Here is a 17,699-nt window from a genome sequence, read left to right as displayed (position 1 = left end):
AAGAATGTGTCACCCGTCTGCTGCCGTGGCGACGAGCCGGTTCCATTCGATATGTCGACTACGCCAATGCCCGGCAATGGTTTGCGTGAAGTCGGCACGCACCAGCTTGGCGCGCTGTTCGCACCAATCGTCCGACTCCTGCCGCACGACGACTCCTTCCATCGGGCCGTCACGGAACCGGCTTGAGGTCTGCCTAAGTTGCGCCTTCAAGTCGCTCAGGCTGAAGCGGCCACGGGTCAACTCAGGGGTAGTGGCCAACCCCAGGCGTTTGGCCAGGGCGTTGCGGCGTGTGCTGCTCCAGAAGCGGCCGGTAGCGGCTTCTAGCACGTCGAACAGCACGAACCAGTCCGGCAGGCGGGTGTAGTCCAGCGAGTGCCGCGCGGCACACCATTCGCCGAATAGCATCAGCTCCTGATCAGCATGCTCCAACAGCGATTCGGTGATGACGGCGCCGTGAACGGCAAGCCAGTTGGGCAACCGGCTGAACTGTCCAGCGTGCGGTTCAGCCAAGTATTGGCCACGGTTCTGCGCACGCAATTCCCCTGCTGCGCCAACCGAAAAACCCAGGTTGGCGCCGTCCACTTTTTCTTCCAGTACCACCTTGTGCCGCAGCAGATCCAAAGCCTCCTGTGCCGACAACACCTTGTCGTCGCGGGGCTCGCCACTGGCCAGCCAGGCCAGATGTGCGGTGTGGGGGAAGCGGACGAAGCGGCTCACAAGACGGACGGCGGCAACTGCGGTGGGGGCTTGTCAGGGAACTTGCCGGCGTAGAAGCGGCAAGCGTCCGCGGCACAGAGAAACTCGACCCGCACGCCATGGCCGGCCAGTGGCCGCCACCAGTCAAGCCATTTGCTGTCGGCAGCCTGCCATACAGGTGGCCTGTCTTGATGCGCATGCGCAACGGCTGCGAACTTGCGGTCAGGAGCGTCGAATAGGGGTTCCAGTGCCGAGTCGGGGAACTCGGCGAAGCAATCGGCTCGGAGTTCTGTCAGCGTGACCTGCTGCACTCGATTCAGGTTGTTGGCTTCGCGCAAAAGCCACTTCAGGAACACATCGCCAACACCTTTGGGCGGGTTGACGCGGGTTTTGTGCAGGTATTCGCCCAAGATGCGAAAGCCATCGTCTATAACGGGAGTGCCGCGGGCTTGCATGGCCTGCAGCCGTCTGACGCAGGCTTCGATGCAGTCGGCCGAGACGTCCGCATGGTCGCCATTCGCGACCAACAACACATTCGTGTCGATGACCGCTTTCATGCCCTGTCGGCCCTTGCGGCCTCGGCCCGTTTGCGGCTCATCGCTGCCAGCGTGCGTGCCGCGATGTCGGCCATCTCGTCGCCAAAAAAGTTCTCAGGCCAGTTCTCGATGTCGCCGAGGACATTCAAGCGCAGAGGCTCCAGTTCCGCACCAGCGTTCGAGCGCCGGCAGAAGTAGATCGCCACGTCGTCGGGCGTCAGGACACCCTCGGCTACGCGGCGCTGCAGCCGATTCAAGAAGTGCTCGGAGTGGCTTTCGACAATCAGTTGCACATGGCGTTCCACGCTGTCCTGTCGGGCCTGGATCGCGGAAATGAATACGTCAGCCAACTCAGCCTGCACCTGCGGGTGGAGATGGATCTCAGGCTGCTCCATCCACACCGTCGAGTGGGGCGGGCAGTAGAACGCTTGCACCAGCGCGGGAAGCACCTGAGAGACGCCAAAACCCACGTCTGTGATCTTGACCTGTGGCGACTTCGCGCCGGTCTTGATCAGCACCTCATACTCTTTGCGCCCCTCCGCGACTGGATGCACCGAGAAATCGTGGATCACGCCCAGATCCTTCAGCCAACTTGCAATGAATGGGGCGAAGCCCTGTTTGGCCTTGCGTGGGCCGCGGTTGAGCTGACGCCCATCGTTCTGCGCAGCGAGCATGGCAGCGACGGTTTGTGCACCTGTTTCCCCCACACTGGCTGGTGTGTCTCCTGACCATTGGTAGATGCGCTGTGGATGGCTGCGCAACGGTCCCAGGTACGAAAGGCTGTCCAGCATGGCCTCTGTGGCCAAAGCCAAGTCGGCCATGAAGCCAGCGTTCTTGAAGCGCGCTGCGCTGAGGTCAGAGAGTCGATAGAATTTTTCGGGCTCATCCATCGGCCACTTGCGGCCATCGGCCATCTTGAACCCGAAGCTGTTCGAACTTAGCGAGAACTTGCGGTTGCTGTCGCGCGTCAACGCCGCGTCCAGAACGGTACTGCCATCACTTTGCAGCGCATATGCCATGGCCTGAACTTCCGGTTGGCCGCTCTTGTTGGCCATCAACTCCACATCAAGGCGCATGGCATTGCCCTGGTAACGCGACGCCGGGACGAGCGGGTCGCGCACTTCAAGCGCCTTTGGCAACTGCCAGCCGAGTTCCACGCCCAACGGTTGAGAAAGATCATGACCGTACAAGCAGTCGGTAAAGGTGCCCAGGTCGATCAGCGAACTGGAGTCTCCTAGGTGCAACGCACGTTTGCGATCGGTGGAGCGTGCGGTCTGCTGTAGCGCCAGAAGTAGATGGCCGAGGCTGCTCTTACCGGCACTGTTGGCGCCAAAGATCACGGTCAGCGGTGCTAAACGGACAGGTCCCGTATCGCGCCAAGCCTTGAAGTTCTGAATGCGTAGGTGGGTCAGCATGGTTCGGATTGTCTTGCTTGGAGTTGTTCTCGCGCGTACCGCCAGGCCACGCCGATCAGCGCTAGCCTAGGCCTCAAGGATGTTACCCAGCGGCGTTGCCAACGGTCAGCGCTATTTGAGCTTTGCGCGGCGCCCTAAAATCGCGCCCTTTCCCTGCTTCCCGGACTCTTCCCCATGACCGCCACCATCCTGAACCGCCTGCCCGCAGGCGAGCGCGTCGGCATCGCCTTCTCCGGCGGCCTGGACACCAGCGCCGCCGTGCACTGGATGCGCGCCAAGGGCGCCATTCCCTGCGCCTACACGGCCCACCTGGGCCAGCCCGACGAGACCGACTACGACGATATCCCGCGCAAGGCCCTGGCCTATGGCGCCGAAAAAGCGCGCCTCATCGACTGCCGGCCCCAACTGGTCTCCGAAGGCATCGCCGCCATCCAGTCCGGCGCCTTCCATGTCAGCACCGGCGGCGCCACCTACTTCAACACCACGCCGCTGGGCCGCGCAGTGACCGGCACTGTGCTGGTGGTGGCCATGCGCGAGGACGGTGTCGACATCTGGGGAGATGGCAGCACCTACAAGGGCAACGACATCGAGCGCTTCTACCGCTATGGCTTGCTCGCCAACCCCAAGCTGCGCATCTACAAGCCCTGGCTGGACCAGCAGTTCATCGACGAACTGGGTGGCCGCAAGGAGATGAGCGAGTACCTCATCGCCAACGGCTTCGACTACAAGATGAGCGTGGAGAAGGCCTATTCGACCGACTCCAACCTGCTGGGCGCCACGCACGAGGCCAAGGACCTGGAGTTCCTGAACGCCGGCATGCACATCGTCAAGCCCATCATGGGCGTGGCGTTCTGGCGCGAGGACGTGGTGGTCAAGCCCGAGACCGTCACGATCCGCTTCGAGGAAGGCCAGCCGGTCGCGCTGAACGGCCGCAGCTTCGCCAGCCCGCTGGAGCTGTTCATGGAAGCCAACGCCATCGGCGGGCGCCATGGCATCGGCATGTGCGACCAGATCGAGAACCGCATCATCGAAGCCAAGAGCCGCGGCATCTACGAAGCCCCCGGCATGGCGCTGCTGCACATCGCCTATGAGCGGCTGGTCACCGGCATCCACAACGAAGACACCATCGAGCAGTACCGCGCCAACGGCCGCAAGCTCGGCCGCCTGCTGTACCAGGGCCGCTGGTTCGACAGCCAGGCCCTGATGCTGCGCGAGACGGCGCAACGCTGGGTGGCCCGCGCCATCACCGGCGAGGTGACGCTGGAACTGCGCCGCGGCAACGACTACTCGCTGATGGACACCAGCAGCCCGAACCTCACGTACAAGCCCGAGCGCCTGTCGATGGAGAAGGTGGAGGACGCCGCCTTCACGCCGGCCGACCGCATCGGCCAGCTGACCATGCGCAACCTGGACATCGCCGACACGCGCGACAAGCTGGCCATCTACGCCGGCGTGGGCCTGCTCGGCAAGGGCAGCGACACCGACCTGCCGCTGCTCTCGCAGGGCGAGTAAGCCCCGCAGCGCAGACGGCGGCACGTGATGACGCTGGAACTGCTGGCGGCCCTGGGCAAGGGCTTCCTGTTCGCGTTCGTGACGGTGCTGCCGATCCTGAACCCGGCCGCCGCGGCGCCCGTGTTCCTGAGCCTGACCGACGGCGCCTCTGCGCCCACGCGTGCCCTGCTGGCCCGGCGCATCGCGCGCAACGTGTTCTGGCTCATGCTGGGCGCCATGCTGGTGGGCGTCTATGTGCTGGATTTCTTCGGCATCTCGCTGCCCATCGTGCGCGTGGGCGGCGGCATGGTCGTCGCCGCCAGCGCCTGGCGGTTGCTCAACACCTCGCAGACCGCCAGCGAGCACCGCACAGCCCTGGCCGAGGCCTATACGCCCGAGATGGCCCGACGCCAGGCCTTCTACCCGCTGACCTTCCCGATCACCTCGGGACCGGGTTCCATCACTGCGGCCATCACCGTGGGTGTCTCGCTGGCCGATTCGCGGCTGTCGCTGGCGCTGGCGCGCACCGGAGGCGCGGTGCTGGCGCTGCTGGCCATCGGCGTGCTGGTGTACCTGGCCTACCGCTACGCCGACCGGCTGCTCAAGCCGCTGGGCGAGGCCGGCATGATCATCTTCCTGCGGTTGTCGGCCTTCATCCTGCTGTGCCTGGGGGTGCAGATCGTCTGGAACGGCGTGCACGAGCTGGTGCTGGCGCTGCTGCAGGAAGCACACGGCTAGAATACGCGCCCTTCTGGCACTTCCCTGGTATACGAAAGCGCTTTGCGCCTTGCCAATGGGACAGTTTCAGGCCCTTGCTGACAGCTCCCGCGCGTTCGCCGCGGCAGACTCCATCTGGCACATCGGGCCGGCACTGCCGCCAATCCATCCATCACACCGGCCTGCGTGCCGACGCCATGCGTCAGCCATGTGGTTTCTCCGCCCGCGGCGGAGGTGTCGGTCATTCGAGGAGGAAGAGCACATGCAACTCGTGGTTTCGGCCGGGTTCATCCTGGCCATCGTTCTGTGGGGCGTCATCGCCCCCGCCCACCTGGGCACCGTGTTCGACGGCGCACTGGCGCTCATCACACGCAACTTCGGCTGGTTCTACCTGTGGCTGGTGCTGGGCCTGGTGGTCGTGGCGCTGGTGCTGGCCTTCAGCCGGTATGGCGACATCAAGCTCGGCGGCGAAGACGACGAACCGGAGTTCTCCGTCGGCGCATGGTTCGCCATGTTGTTCGCCGCCGGCATGGGCATCGGCCTGGTCTTCTGGGGCGTGGCAGAGCCGGTCTCGCACTACGGCGCGCCGCCACCCGGCATCGCACCGCACACGCCCGAGGCGGCCAATGCCGCCATGCGCTACAGCTTCTTCCACTGGGGCCTGCACCCCTGGGCGGTGTACAGCGTGGTGGCCCTGTCCATCGCGTTCTTCCAGTTCCGCCGCGGTGGCTCGGCCCTGGTCAGCACCTCGGTGGAGTCGCTGCCGTGGGCGCCGCTGCGCCGCATCGGCCCGCTCGTCAATGTGCTGGCCGTGATCGCCACGGCCTTCGGTGTGGCCGCCTCGCTCGGCATGGGCGCGCTGCAGATCAACAGCGGGCTCAACGCGGTGCTTGGGTTGCCGGTGAGCCAGGCTTCGCAGCTGGGCATCATCGCGGTGACGACCGTGCTGTTCATCGGCTCGGCCGTCAGCGGCGTGACCAAGGGCATCAAGTGGCTGTCCTCGTTCAACCTGCTCATGGCCGCGCTGCTGGCGCTGGCCGTGTTCGTGCTCGGCCCCACCATCGCCATCATCGACACGCTGACCACCACGCTGGGCAGTTACCTGAGCGAGCTGGTGCGCATGAGCCTGCGCATGACGCCGTTCCGCGACAGCAGCTGGGTCGGCGGCTGGACGATCTTCTACTGGGCCTGGTGGGTGTCCTGGTCGCCGTTCGTGGGCCTGTTCATCGCGCGCGTCTCGCGCGGCCGCACGGTGCGCGAGTTCATCCTCGGCACGGTGGCTGCGCCCACGGTGGCCGCCTTCGTATGGTTCTCGGTGTTCGGCGGCACCGCCCTGCACCTGGAGGTGATGCAGAACGTGCCCATCGCCGAGGCCGTCAAGGCCGATGTCTCCACCGCCCTGTTCGCGCTGTTCGACCAGCTGCCGCTGGGCACGCTGATGTCCGGCATCGCCACGACCCTGGTGGTGGTGTTCTTCGTGACCTCGGGCGACTCGGCCGTGCTGGTGCTGGGCATGATGAGCACCGGCGGCAACGAGAACCCCAGCGCGCGCGTGAAGGTCGCCTGGGGCCTGCTGGTGGCCGGCATCGCGGCCAGCCTGCTGCTGGCCGGCGGCCTGCAGTCGGTGCAGACGGCCACCATCGTCTTCGCACTGCCGTTCACGGTGGTCATCGTGCTGATGGCCGTGGCCCTGTGGCGCGGCCTGCGCGAAGACTACGAGGAGGAGCGCCGGCGCGAGCGTGCGCTGCGCCGGCGCATGCGCGAGCTGGCGGATCAACCCCTGTCCAAACCGTGACGCGGCGGAGACCGTCTTGACCCTCGAACTGCTGGGCGCCTTCGGCAAGAGCTTCCTGTTCGTGCTGGCGGCGCTGCTGCCCATCCTGAATCCGGCGGCCACCGCACCGATCTTCCTGGGACTGACGGAAGGGGCCTCGCCCTCGACGCGCGCGCTGCTGGCGCGGCGCATCGCCCGCAACATGTTCTGGCTGATGCTGGGCGCGATGCTGGTGGGCTCCTATGTGCTGGAGTTCTTCGGCATCTCGCTGCCCATCGTGCGCGTGGGCGGCGGCATGATCGTCGCGGCCACCGCGTGGCGGCTGCTCACCGCGACGCAGTCCACGGTGGACAGCCGCACCGAGCTGGCCGAGAGCTTCACGCCCGACATGGCGCGGCGCCAGGCGTTCTACCCGTTGACCTTTCCGGTCAGCTGCGGGCCGGGCTCCATCGCCGCCGCGATCACGGTCGGCGTGTCGCTGGCCGATGCCCGGCTGTCGCTGTCGTTGGCGCGCATGGCCGGCGGCGTGCTGGCGCTGCTGGCCGTCGGCGTGCTGCTGTACCTGGCGTTCCGCTACGCGCAGCAACTGCTCAAGCCGCTTGGGGAGGCCGGATCGGTCATCTTCCTGCGCCTGTCGGCCTTCATCCTGCTGTGCCTGGGCGTGCAGATCGTCTGGGACGGGGTGTACGAGCTCGGCGTGGGCATGTTGCGCGACGGCTTCTTGCCGGTTAGCGCCTAGGCGACACCTGGCTGGGGGAAACCCCCGGCGCGCCGCTGGCCGCCTTGCCCACAATGCCCGGCTCCAACCAGGGAGACGCCATGCCTTCATTCCTCCATGCACCCGTCGGCCGCCGCGCCGCACTGGGCGGCATCGCATCCAGCCTGGCTGCCGCCGCGCTGCCGGTGCGTGCCAGCGAAGCCTATCCAAGCCGCCCCGTCACCATGGTCGTGCCCTACACGGCCGGTGGTTCCACCGACATCGTCGCCCGGCTCATCGCGCAGAAGCTGTCCGAGATCCTGGGCCAGCCCTTCATCGTCGACAACAAGGGCGGCGCCAACGGGGTGATCGGCATGGACATCGCCGCGCGCGCCGCGCCCGACGGCTACACGCTGCTCATGAACACCGCCGGCGCGCAGGCGCTGGCGCCAGTGATCTACAAGACCAAGTTCCACGCGCTCGACAGCTGGGAGCCGATCAGCCTGATCAGCTCGATCCCGTTCGTGATCGTCGCGCGCGAAGGGCTGCCGGTGAAGAACTTTGCCGAGTTCGCGGCGCTGGCCAAGGCTGGCAACCCGCCGCTGAGCGCCTCCTCGGGCAGCAGCATGATCGTGCTGGCGACCGACCAGCTCAAGCGCGTGATCGGCGCGCCGACGCTGATCAACGCGCAGTACAAGGGCACCTCGATGCAGGCCCAGGCGGTCATCAAGGGCGAGGTCGACGTGTCGTTCGACTCGTTCGTCACGCTGCCGCAGATCAAGGCCGGCAAGGTGCGCGCATTGGCCGTGGTGGCCCCGCAGCGGGCGGCCTCGCTGCCTGACGTGCCCACGCTCGCCGAGCTGGGCGTGAAGGACATGGACTTCGCCAGTTGGTCCGGACTGCTGGCACCCAAGGGCACGCCCAAGGCCATCGTCGACCGGCTCTCGGCCGAAGTGCAGAAGATCGTGCGCACGCCCGAAATGCAGGAGCGGCTCAAGGGCCTGGACCACACGCCCGTGGGCAGCGGCCCGGCCGAGTTCGCCAAGCTGATCGGCGACGACTACGCGCGTTGGCAGCGCGTGGTGAAGGAGACGGGGTTCAAGATCGAGGGGTGATCGCGCCACCCTGCAGATCTTCCGCGCCATGGAAGATGTGCGGGGTTCCTCAGCCCCCCACCGCCCCCTGCGTGTTCACGTACAGCGCATAGACCGACTGGCTCGCCGCCATGAACAGCCGGTTGCGGTGCCGGCCGCCAAAGCACAGGTTGGCGCAGCGCTCGGGCAGGTGGATGCGGCCGATGGTGGTGCCGTCGGGCGCGAAGATGCGCACGCCGTCCTGGCCTTCACCCGTGCCCCAGCCGGCCCACAGGTTGCCGTCCACGTCGCAGCGGAAACCGTCCGGTGAGGACTCTGCCTCGCAGGTGAAGAACACGCGGTCGTTGGTGAGCGTGGCCCCGTCGCCCGCCACGTCGAACACGCGGATGCGCTTGGGTGCCGCGCCGGACTCGACCACATAGAGCAGCTTTTCGTCGGGCGAGAAGCACAGGCCGTTCGGCCGCGCCACGGCGTCGGTCACCACGGTGGTCTTGCCCGTGGCCGGGTCGAAGCGGTAGACGCATTCGGGCCGCTCCGGCTGGGCCGGCACGCCCTCGTACCAGCCCAGGATGCCGAAGGGCGGATCGGTGAACCAGACGCTGCCGTCGGACTTGACCACGATGTCGTTCGGCGAATTCAGCCGCGCGCCCTGGAAGCGGTCGACCAGCGTGGTGATGCCGCCGTCGTACTCGGTGCGCACGATGCGCCGGCCCAGGTGCTCGCAACCCACCAGGCGGCCCTGGCGGTCGCGCGTGTGGCCGTTGGCGTTGCCCGAGGGCTGGCGGAACACGCTCACGCCGCCGGTCTGCTCATCCCACTTCATGATGCGGTCGTTCGGCACGTCGCTCCACAGCAGGTAGCGGCCGTCGCCGAACCACACCGGCCCCTCGGCCCAGCGCATGCCGGTGGCGATGCGCTCGACCGCGGCCGAGGTGACGCGGTACTTGGCGAAGCGGGGATCCAGGACGACGACGGCGGGATCGGGGTAGCGGGTCGCGGGTTGCCACATGGTGCGTAGGACGGAGCAGGGAGGGGCTGTGCAGTATGCCCGCCGCGCGAAGGCCATTCGCGTCGGCACGGCCCGCCGGGATAATCCGCCCCTGCTTCGGAGCCGGCCGTGAATCAATCCTTTCTTTCCCTGGGGTGGCGCACGTTGTGGCGCGACCTGCGCTCGGGCGAACTGCGCCTGCTGCTGGTGGCGGTGACGCTGGCCGTCGCCGCGCTGACGGCCGTGGGCTTCTTCGCCGACCGCTTGCAGGGCGGGCTGCAGCGCGATGCGCGCCAGCTGATCGGCGGCGACGCCGTGGTGGCCAGCGACAACCCGCCGCCCGCCTCGTTCGAGGAGCAGGCCCGCGCGCTGGGCCTGCAGACCGTCTCCACGCTGGGCTTTCCGACCATGGGCCGCGCCGGCGAGGCGCAGGGCGGTGCCAGCCGCCTGGTGGCACTGAAGGCCGTGCCCACGGGCTACCCGCTGCGCGGCAGCCTCAAGGTGGCGCAGCAACCGGGCGAGGAGGGCGCCAACACGCGCGACATCCCCGCGCCGGGCGAGGTCTGGGTCGATGCGCCGCTGCTGGCCGCCCTGGACCTGAAGATGGGCGATCCGCTGCTGCTGGGCGACAGCAGTTTCCGCATCACGCGCATCATCGTGATCGAGCCCGACCGCGGCGGCGGCTTCATGAGCTTTGCGCCGCGCGTGATGGTCAACGCCGCCGACCTGCCGGCCACGCACCTGGTGCAGCCGGCCAGCCGCATCACCTACCGCTTCGCCGTGGCCGGGAACGAGCCCGCCGTGCAGCGCTTCACGCGCTGGGCCGATGCGCAGATCCAATCGCGCGAGGCACGCGGCCTGCGGCTCGAATCGATCGAGAGCGGCCGGCCCGAGATGCGCCAGACGCTGGACCGGGCCGAGAAATTCCTGAGCCTGGTGGCGCTGCTGTCGGCGCTGCTCTCCGCGGTGGCGGTGGCACTGGCCGCGCGTGCCTTCGCGTCCAAGCACCTGGACGACTGCGCCATGCTGCGCGTGCTGGGGCTGTCGCAGCGCAAGATCGCGCTGTCCTACAGCTTCGAGTTCGCGCTGGTCGGCCTGTTCGCCAGTGCGCTGGGTGTGGCGCTGGGCTTCGGCGTGCACTACATGTTCGTGCTGCTGCTGGCCGGGCTGGTGGAGGCCACGCTGCCGGCCGCCACGCTGTGGCCCGTCGCCTACGGCCTGGGCATCGGCCTCACGCTGTTGTTCGCCTTCGGCCTGCCGCCTGTGCTGCAATTGGCCAAGGTGCCGCCGTTGCGCGTGATCCGGCGCGATGTGGGGCAGCTCAAGCCGGCCTCCATCGCGGTGCTGGCACTCGGCGTCGCGGGCTTTGCCGGCCTGCTGCTCGCCGTCAGCAGCGACATCAAGCTCGGGCTCATCGCGGTCGGCGGCTTCGCCGGGGCAGTGCTACTGTTCGCCGCACTGTCGTGGGTGGCGGTGTGGCTGCTGCGCAAGAGCGTGAACGAGAGCACCGCGCCGCGCTGGCTGGTGCTGGCCACGCGCCAGGTGTCGGCGCGGCCGGCCTACACCGTGGTGCAGGTCAGTGCGCTGTCGGTCGGGCTGCTGGCGCTGGTGCTGCTGGTGCTGCTGCGCACCGACCTGATCGGTGCCTGGCGCCAGGCCACGCCGCCGGACGCGCCCAACCGCTTCGTCATCAACATCCTGCCCGAGCAGGGTGATGCCTTCCGCAAGACGCTGGACGACGCCGGCGTGCGCCAGTACGACTGGTACCCGATGTTCCGCGGCCGCCTGGTGGCCGTGAACGACAAGCCCGTGAACCCGGCCGACTACGTGGACGAGCGCGCGCAGCGCCTGGTCGACCGCGAGTTCAACCTCTCGCATGCCGCCCAGCAGCCGCCGCACAACCAACTCGTCGGCGGCCGCTGGACCCCCGAGGAACAGGGCGCCGTCAGCGTCGAGGAAGGGCTGGCGCAGACGCTGGGCCTCAAGCTCGGCGACCTGCTCCGCTTCGACATCGGCGGCGTGCCGTCCGATGCGCGCATCACCTCGCTGCGCAAGGTCGACTGGGGTTCGCTGCACGCCAACTTCTTCGTGATGTACCCGGTGGCGGCGATGCCCGACCTGCCCATCACCTACCTCGCCGCCTACCGTGCGCCCGAGACAGCCGGCTTCGACAACGCGCTCGTGCGCGCCTTCCCGAACGTGACCAACGTGGACATGAGCACCGCACTGGCCCAGGTTCAGCGCGTGCTGGACCAGGTGGTGCGCGCGGTGGAGTTCCTGTTCGGCTTCACGCTGGCGGCCGGGCTGGTGGTGCTGTTCGCCGCGATCACGGCCACACGCGAGGAGCGCGCGCGCGAGTTCGCGATCATGCGGGCCGTGGGCGCCAGCAGCGCGCTGCTGCGCCAGGTGCAGCGGGCAGAACTGGCCGGCGTGGGCGTGCTGGCCGGCCTGCTGGCCACGCTCGTCGCCATGGCCGTGGGCTGGGCGCTGGCGCGCTTCGTGTTCGAGTTCGCCTGGTCGGGCTCGCTGTGGGTGCCGCTGTTCGGCGCGCTGGCGGGCGCGGTGCTGGCACTCGGCGCGGGCTGGTGGGGCCTGCGCGACGTGCTGCGCCGGCCGGTGGTCGACACGCTGCGCCGCGCCGCCGCCTGAGCCCGCGCATCAGCCGTAGCGCTGCAGCGCGAAGCCCTCGCGCGCGCTCGGCGGATCGAAGTGGCGGTTGATCAGGCTGAAGTGCGCTTCGTCGGTCTGGAAGGGGTGAGAGCCCTCGGCGTTGCGCGCCTGCAGCCGCGCGCGGCAAACGGCCTCGGGCACGTCCAGCAGGTGCAGCCGGTGCGCGGCACCTGACTGGTCGATCAGTCCGCGCATCCAGGCGCGCTGGGCCAGCGTGTTGGCCGGGAAATCCAGCACCACCGAGACGCCGCTGCGCAGCATCGCGACCACGTGCTCGCCCAGCATGGCCTTGAGCCGGCCCGTGCGCTGCAGGTAGTCGGGCAGGGCCTGGATCTCCCCCGGGTACAGCACCGCGAGCCAGGCGTCTTCCTGCACGAGCACGGTGGCCGGCCGCGCCGCCAGGTGGCGCGCGAGCGTGGATTTGCCGGCCGCGATCCTGCCGCACAGCAGGTGCAGCATGGCGGGGGCACGGGTGGGACGGGTCATGGGATCTCCTGGTGGATGAACCCCAGGAGACCTTGACGACGCGCCTTCTGGGGCGGGTCGTCTTGGCTTGGAAGCCGCGCGCTAACCCACCGTCCGTGGACGGCGGTTAATCGGGGTGCGCAGCGTGAAAGCCATGAGGGGAGCGAGTGTAGCCGTGCGGGGCTATTGCTGGAACAGGTGCGCAGCCGCGAAGTCCACGAAGGCCCGCACCTTGGGCGAGAGCTGACGGCTCGACGGCCACAGCGCCGAGAACTGGCCCTGCGCGCGCGGCTGGTCGGCCAGCACCTGCACCAGCTCGCCGCGCGCGAGCGCCTCCTGCGCGAGGAAGTCCGGCATCCAGGCGATGCCCATGGCCGCAATGGCCGCGCCGCGCATGGCCTCCATGTTGTTGCAGACCAGCGCGGTCGGCAGCCGTTCGGGCAGGCCTTGCAGCTTCCAGTCCTCGATCCTGCCGCTGCTGGCGAACTGGTAGCGCAGGCAGGCGTGCTGCGCGAGTTCGGCAGGCTGCTGCGGCGTGCCGCGGGCCGCCAGGTAGGCCGGCGCGGCCACGAGGAGGAAGCGGAACGGACCGAGCCGGCGCGCCACGAGCGGCGAGTCCTCCAGCGCACCGCTGCGCACCACGATGTCGAAGCCTTCCTCGACCACGTCGACGAGCCGGTCGTTGAAGTCCAGTTCGAGCTCGATCTCGGGGTAGCGCGCTTTGAAGCCCGGCAGCATGGGCAGCAGGAAGCGGTAGCCGATCACGGGCAGGCTCACGCGCAGGCGGCCGCGCGGCGTGGCCACGGCCGACTGCACCATGGCCTGGGCGTCGGCCAGTTCGTCGAGGATGCGGCGGCAGCGCGCGTGGAACTGTTCGCCCTCCTGCGTGAGCCGCACCTGGCGCGTGGTGCGGTGGAACAGGCGCACGCCGAGCTGCTGTTCGAGCCGGGCCACGTTCTTGCCCACGGCGGAGGCTGAGATGCCCAGCGCCCGACCGGCCGCCGCGAAGCCTTGCAGGTCGGCCGCGCGCACGAAGGAGACGATGGTGTTGAGGCTGTCCATGCGGCCCGATTGCGGAGTTGAGGTTGGCAATGTGCGGAGTTCTGGCCTGATTGTGCGGCGAATGCGTCCTTCCTATCGTCGCTGCATGGCTTCACCTTCTCCCTCTTCTTCATGCGCGGACGTGCCCTGGGTGCTCGCCGCTGTCTGCCTCGCCGGGCTGGCCATGCCCCTGAGCTTCACGGGTCCCGCGGTCGTGCTGCCGCTGTTGCGCGAGGCCCTGGGCGGAAGCCCGGTGGGCCTGCACTGGGCCACCAACGCCTTCATGCTGAGCTTCGGCGCTGCGCTGATGGCGGCCGGCGCGCTGGCCGACAACGTCGGCCGCCGCCGCGTGTTCCTGGGCGGGCTGCTGCTGGCCGTGGCCAGCGGCGCGGCGCTGGCCTGCGCACCCAACCTGCTGGTCTTCAACCTGCTGCGCGGTGTGCAGGGGCTGGCGGCGGCAGCTGCCCTGGCGGGCGGCTCGGCGGCGCTGGCCCAGGTGGTGCAGGGCACGGCGCGCACGCGGGCTTTCGGCTGGCTGGGCGCCAGCTTCGGCGCCGGCCTCGCGTTCGGGCCGTTGGCCGAGGGCTTGCTCGGCGACAGCCTGGGTTGGCGCGCCGTGGTGCTGCTGCCGGGCCTGGTGAGCGTGTCGGCATTCGCCATCGGCGCCTGGCGCATGCCGGCTTCCCGCAGCATCGCGGCGACGCGGCTGGACGGGGCCGGCACCCTGGCGTTCACGCTGGCGCTGGGCCTGCTGACGCTGGGCGTGTTGCAGGCGCCCGCGCATGGCTGGGGCACGGCGCAGGTCGTCGTGCCCCTGGCCGGCGCCGCGCTGGCCGCGCTGCTGTTCGTGCGCACCGAGGCGCGCCTGCTGCGCCAAGGTGGCCAGCCCATGCTGGACATGACTCTGTTCCGCTACCCACGCTTCGTCGGCGTGCAGCTGCTGGCGGCCGCGCCGGCGTACGGCTTCGTCGTGCTGCTGGTGCTGCTGCCGATCCGCTTCATCGGCCTCGAAGGCCGCAGCAGCTGGGAAGCGGGGCAACTCATGCTGCTGCTGTCCGGCCCCATCCTGCTCATGCCCGGCATCGCCGCGCGGCTCGTGGGCCGCTGGTCGGCCGCGGCGGTCTGCGCGGCCGGCCTCGTGCTGTGCGCTGCGGGGCTGCTGTGGCTGGGCCGGTGCGGGCCCGCCACCGGTGTGCGCGGCTACGCCGGCCCGCTCCTCGCGATCGGCCTGGGCGTCGGCCTGCCCTGGGGCCTCATGGACGGGCTGGCCGTCAGCGTGGTGCCACGCGAGCGCGCGGGCATGGCGGCGGGCATCTTCAACACGGTGCGGGTGGCGGGCGAGGGCATCGCGCTGGCGCTGGTCGGCGCGGGCCTGGGGGCGCTGCTGGCCGATCAACTCGGCCACGCGTTCCCCGGAGCCGGGCCGGCCGCGGCGCAGGCCGCGCAGCGCCTGGCCACGGGCGATCTGGCCCAGGCCCTGGCGCTGCTGCCCGGCGCCACGCGCGCCGACCTGTTGCACGCCTACGCGCTGGCCTTCGGGCGGCTCACGCAGGTGCTGGCCGGCGTCACGCTGGCCACGGCGGGCGTGGTCTTCCTGTTCCTGCGCACGCCGGACCTGCACGGCGCCGAAGGCCAACTTGCGGCCGGGCAAGGCTGAGGCGGCCCAACGCCGACAATCGGGCCATGCAGATCGAAGAAAAGCCCGCCTTCAGCACCCCCTTCGAGTGGATCGGCGGCGAGGACAAGGTACGCGCGCTGGTCGAGCGCTTCTACGACCTCATGGACCTGGAGCCCGGCTACGCCGCGCTGCGCGCCGCCCATGGCGACACGCTGGACAACGCGCGCCAGCGGTTGTTCTGGTTCCTGTGCGGCTGGCTGGGCGGCCCGTCCTACTACACCGACCAGTTCGGCCACCCGCGGCTGCGGGCGCGCCACATGCCGTTCTCCATCGGCATCCTGGAACGCGACCAATGGCTTGCGTGCATGGACCAGGCCATGGGCGAGACGGGTGTGCCCGAAGACCTGCGCACACGGCTGAAGGACAGCTTCTTCCAGACCGCCGACTGGATGCGCAACCGCGGCGCTTAAGCACGCTCGCGCAGCAGCGCACGGAACTGCTGCGCCGCCGGCGACAGCGGCCGCTCGCGCGGCACGATCACGTCGATGGCCGGCAGGCGGATCGGCAGGGTGATGGGCGCCACGCGCAGTGCGCCCAGCCGCGCGTAGTGCGCCGCCAGCGAGGTCGGCATGAGGGCGGCCATGTCCGAGCCCGCCACGAGCGCCGTCGTGACGGTCGTCGAGGCGGTCTCGATGTAGTCCAGCCGCTGGTGCACGCCGACCTCGCGCAGCGCCGCCTCCAGCCGGCCGCGCTGCGGCGAGCCGGCGGGCTGCAGCACCCACGACCAGTCGCCGAGCTCGTGCAGCTGCAGCCGCTTGCGCGCGAACACGGGGTGGCCCTTGCGCACGACCACCTGCATGGCTTCTTCCAGCAACGGCGTGATGTCGAACTCTTCTTCGCTGAAGCCCTCGGTGAGCCGTCCCAGCACCAGGTCGACATCGCCGCGCGCGAGCTGGGCCAGCACCACGTCGCTGGTGCCCACGGCCACGGCCAGCGCCACCTGCGGATGGCGGCGCCGGTACTCGAGCAGGGCGGGCGCCAGCAGGGCTGGCACGGCGCCCGGCACCGCGGCCAGCCGCAGCGCACCCGACAGCCCCGAGCGCAGCGCGCCCATCTCCTCGCGCACGGCGCCGAAGTCCGTCAGCACGCGACGCGCGTAGCGGATCAGCACCTCGCCGGCCGGGGTCGGCCGCATGCCGCGCGCCAGCCGCTCGAACAGCTTCTCGCCGAGCGACTCCTCCAACTGCAGCAGCAGCTTGGTGGCGGCCGGCTGCGTCACGTTCATGGACTGGGCGGCGCGGCCCAGGTGGCGCTCGGCGTCCAGCGCCGCCAGCAGCAGCAGCTGGCGCGGGCGCACGCGCAGCAGCAGGGCCTGGTCGCTGAGGTGGTCGGTCGTCATATCCAAAAGGTGATGGATTGTTCGGCATCCGCGATTGGATCGGCGCCGCGGAAATCCCTAAGCTCGTGCCGCGACGGGCGACCGCTTCGAGCGCCCGCGACCACGGAGACAGAACGATGCCCCACGACACATTGGACCGGCGCCGCGCGCTGGCGCTGCTCGGCCTGCTGGCCATGGGTGCGCCGGCGCTGGCCCAGGGCTTTCCCGACAAACCGCTGCGCATCCTCGTCGGCGCCTCGCCCGGCGGCGGCACCGACATCCTGGCGCGCGTGCTGGCCGACAAGCTGGCGCCGGCGCTCAAGCAGTCGGTGGTGGTCGAGAACCGACCCGGTGCCTCCAACACAATCGCGGCCGAGCTGGCCGCCCGCGCTGCGCCGGACGGCAGCACGCTGCTGCTGGCCACCAACACGGCCCAGGCCGTGGCGCCGCACATGCTCAAGCTCAAGTACGACCCGCTGAAAGACCTGCAGCCCATCGGCCTCGTGGCCGTGATGCCCAACGTGCTGGTGGTCTCCAGCACGGGGCCGTTCAAGAGCGTCAAGGATGTGCAGGCCGCGCTGCTGGCCAAGCCGGGGGCGCTCAAGTACGCGTCGTCCGGCATCGGCAGCACGCAGCACATCGGCGGCGAGGCGTTCGGCATGGTCACCGGCACGCGTGCGATCCACGTGCCCTACAAGGGCAGCTCGCAGGCGCACATCGACGTCATCGCGGGCGAGGTCGACATGATGTTCGACAGCACCTCGTCGGCCATGAGCCAGATCCGCGCCGGCAAGCTGCGCCCGCTGGCGGTGAGTTCGCCCACGCGTTCGGCCGAGATGCCGGATGTGCCGACGCTGGCCGAGCTCGGCATCGCCGGGGCCGACGTGTCGACCTGGTATGGGCTCTACACCACGGGCGGCACGCCGCGCGCGGCGCTGGAGCGGCTGACGGCCGAACTGGGCCATGCGCTGCAGCTGCCCGACGTGCAGGCCCGCATCAAGGCGCTGGGCGGCGAGGTCGGCACGCTCACGGGCGAGCGCTTCGCCGAGATGAACCGCAGCGAATACGAACACTACGGCCGCCTCGTGCGCGGCGCCAACATCAAGGCGGAATGAAGAC

General features: G+C 69.3%; 16 protein-coding genes. 9 read left to right on the top strand and 7 right to left on the bottom strand.

The window, feature by feature from the left end; translation table 11 throughout:
- Positions 1–9: 9 nt before the first annotated feature.
- From DES41_RS04275 to DES41_RS04265, 3 genes are read right to left on the bottom strand one after another with little or no spacing between them, the layout of a single operon-like run.
- Positions 10–717: an RNA ligase family protein gene (locus tag DES41_RS04275; protein ID WP_114466190.1), complete on the bottom strand. Its 708-nt coding sequence runs from the start codon at positions 715–717 to the stop codon at positions 10–12.
- Positions 714–1,253, bottom strand: a complete 540-nt coding sequence (locus DES41_RS04270) for a hypothetical protein (RefSeq protein WP_114466189.1) — start codon at positions 1,251–1,253, stop codon at positions 714–716. Before DES41_RS04270 ends, DES41_RS04275 begins: the two co-directional genes overlap by 4 nt.
- The gene (locus DES41_RS04265) at positions 1,250–2,647 is read right to left on the bottom strand and encodes a DUF3696 domain-containing protein (protein ID WP_114466188.1); all 1,398 of its coding nucleotides are present in this window, start codon (positions 2,645–2,647) and stop codon (positions 1,250–1,252) included. Before DES41_RS04265 ends, DES41_RS04270 begins: the two co-directional genes overlap by 4 nt.
- Positions 2,648–2,821: 174 nt before the next feature.
- Here DES41_RS04265 and argG point away from each other — a divergent pair, with 174 nt between their 5' ends.
- From argG to DES41_RS04240, 5 genes are all read left to right on the top strand, one after another.
- The gene (gene argG, locus DES41_RS04260) at positions 2,822–4,159 is read left to right on the top strand and encodes an argininosuccinate synthase (protein ID WP_114466187.1); all 1,338 of its coding nucleotides are present in this window, start codon (positions 2,822–2,824) and stop codon (positions 4,157–4,159) included.
- Positions 4,160–4,186: 27 nt separating this feature from the next.
- On the top strand, positions 4,187–4,876 hold the full coding sequence (locus tag DES41_RS04255; protein WP_114466186.1) for a MarC family protein: 690 nt from the start codon (positions 4,187–4,189) through the stop codon (positions 4,874–4,876).
- A 241-nt stretch (positions 4,877–5,117) separates the two neighbouring features.
- Entirely contained in the window at positions 5,118–6,650 is a 1,533-nt protein-coding gene (locus tag DES41_RS04250) for a BCCT family transporter (RefSeq protein WP_114466185.1), read from the top strand.
- A 16-nt stretch (positions 6,651–6,666) separates the two neighbouring features.
- Positions 6,667–7,368: a MarC family protein gene (locus DES41_RS04245; RefSeq protein ID WP_114466184.1), complete on the top strand. Its 702-nt coding sequence runs from the start codon at positions 6,667–6,669 to the stop codon at positions 7,366–7,368.
- 80 nt (positions 7,369–7,448) lie between these two features.
- Positions 7,449–8,441, top strand: a complete 993-nt coding sequence (locus DES41_RS04240; protein ID WP_114466822.1) for a Bug family tripartite tricarboxylate transporter substrate binding protein — start codon at positions 7,449–7,451, stop codon at positions 8,439–8,441.
- A 49-nt stretch (positions 8,442–8,490) separates the two neighbouring features.
- Here DES41_RS04240 and DES41_RS04235 read toward each other — a convergent pair whose 3' ends face one another.
- Entirely contained in the window at positions 8,491–9,429 is a 939-nt protein-coding gene (locus DES41_RS04235; RefSeq protein WP_114466183.1) for an SMP-30/gluconolactonase/LRE family protein, read from the bottom strand.
- Positions 9,430–9,537: 108 nt separating this feature from the next.
- Here DES41_RS04235 and DES41_RS04230 point away from each other — a divergent pair, with 108 nt between their 5' ends.
- Positions 9,538–12,057, top strand: a complete 2,520-nt coding sequence (locus DES41_RS04230; RefSeq protein WP_114466182.1) for an ABC transporter permease — start codon at positions 9,538–9,540, stop codon at positions 12,055–12,057.
- Positions 12,058–12,066: 9 nt separating this feature from the next.
- Here DES41_RS04230 and DES41_RS04225 read toward each other — a convergent pair whose 3' ends face one another.
- Together DES41_RS04225 and DES41_RS04220 are read right to left on the bottom strand one after the other, a co-directional pair.
- The gene (locus DES41_RS04225; RefSeq protein WP_114466181.1) at positions 12,067–12,564 is read right to left on the bottom strand and encodes a P-loop nucleotide/nucleoside kinase family protein; all 498 of its coding nucleotides are present in this window, start codon (positions 12,562–12,564) and stop codon (positions 12,067–12,069) included.
- A 162-nt stretch (positions 12,565–12,726) separates the two neighbouring features.
- Positions 12,727–13,605 carry a LysR family transcriptional regulator gene (locus DES41_RS04220; RefSeq protein WP_114466180.1) on the bottom strand — a complete coding sequence of 293 codons (879 nt, stop codon included), beginning with the start codon at positions 13,603–13,605 and terminating at the stop codon, positions 12,727–12,729.
- 85 nt (positions 13,606–13,690) lie between these two features.
- On the opposite strand from DES41_RS04220, the gene DES41_RS04215 reads away from it, so the two are divergent.
- Entirely contained in the window at positions 13,691–15,241 is a 1,551-nt protein-coding gene (locus tag DES41_RS04215; RefSeq protein WP_114466179.1) for an MFS transporter, read from the top strand.
- A 26-nt stretch (positions 15,242–15,267) separates the two neighbouring features.
- Positions 15,268–15,672 carry a group II truncated hemoglobin gene (locus DES41_RS04210; RefSeq protein ID WP_114466178.1) on the top strand — a complete coding sequence of 135 codons (405 nt, stop codon included), beginning with the start codon at positions 15,268–15,270 and terminating at the stop codon, positions 15,670–15,672.
- Here DES41_RS04210 and DES41_RS04205 read toward each other — a convergent pair.
- Positions 15,669–16,601, bottom strand: a complete 933-nt coding sequence (locus DES41_RS04205; protein WP_211332889.1) for a LysR family transcriptional regulator — start codon at positions 16,599–16,601, stop codon at positions 15,669–15,671. The two genes, DES41_RS04210 and DES41_RS04205, sit on opposite strands and share 4 nt — an antisense overlap.
- A 116-nt stretch (positions 16,602–16,717) precedes the next feature.
- On the opposite strand from DES41_RS04205, the gene DES41_RS04200 reads away from it, so the two are divergent.
- Positions 16,718–17,695 carry a Bug family tripartite tricarboxylate transporter substrate binding protein gene (locus DES41_RS04200; RefSeq protein WP_114466177.1) on the top strand — a complete coding sequence of 326 codons (978 nt, stop codon included), beginning with the start codon at positions 16,718–16,720 and terminating at the stop codon, positions 17,693–17,695.
- Positions 17,696–17,699 lie beyond the last annotated feature (4 nt).

This window comes from Pseudorhodoferax soli (assembly GCF_003337555.1).
In the GTDB taxonomy this organism is placed as follows: Bacteria; Pseudomonadota; Gammaproteobacteria; order Burkholderiales; family Burkholderiaceae_C; genus Pseudorhodoferax; species Pseudorhodoferax soli.
The sequence above is the reverse complement of the archived record's forward strand: the minus strand, read 5'-3'. Positions and strand labels throughout refer to the sequence as shown.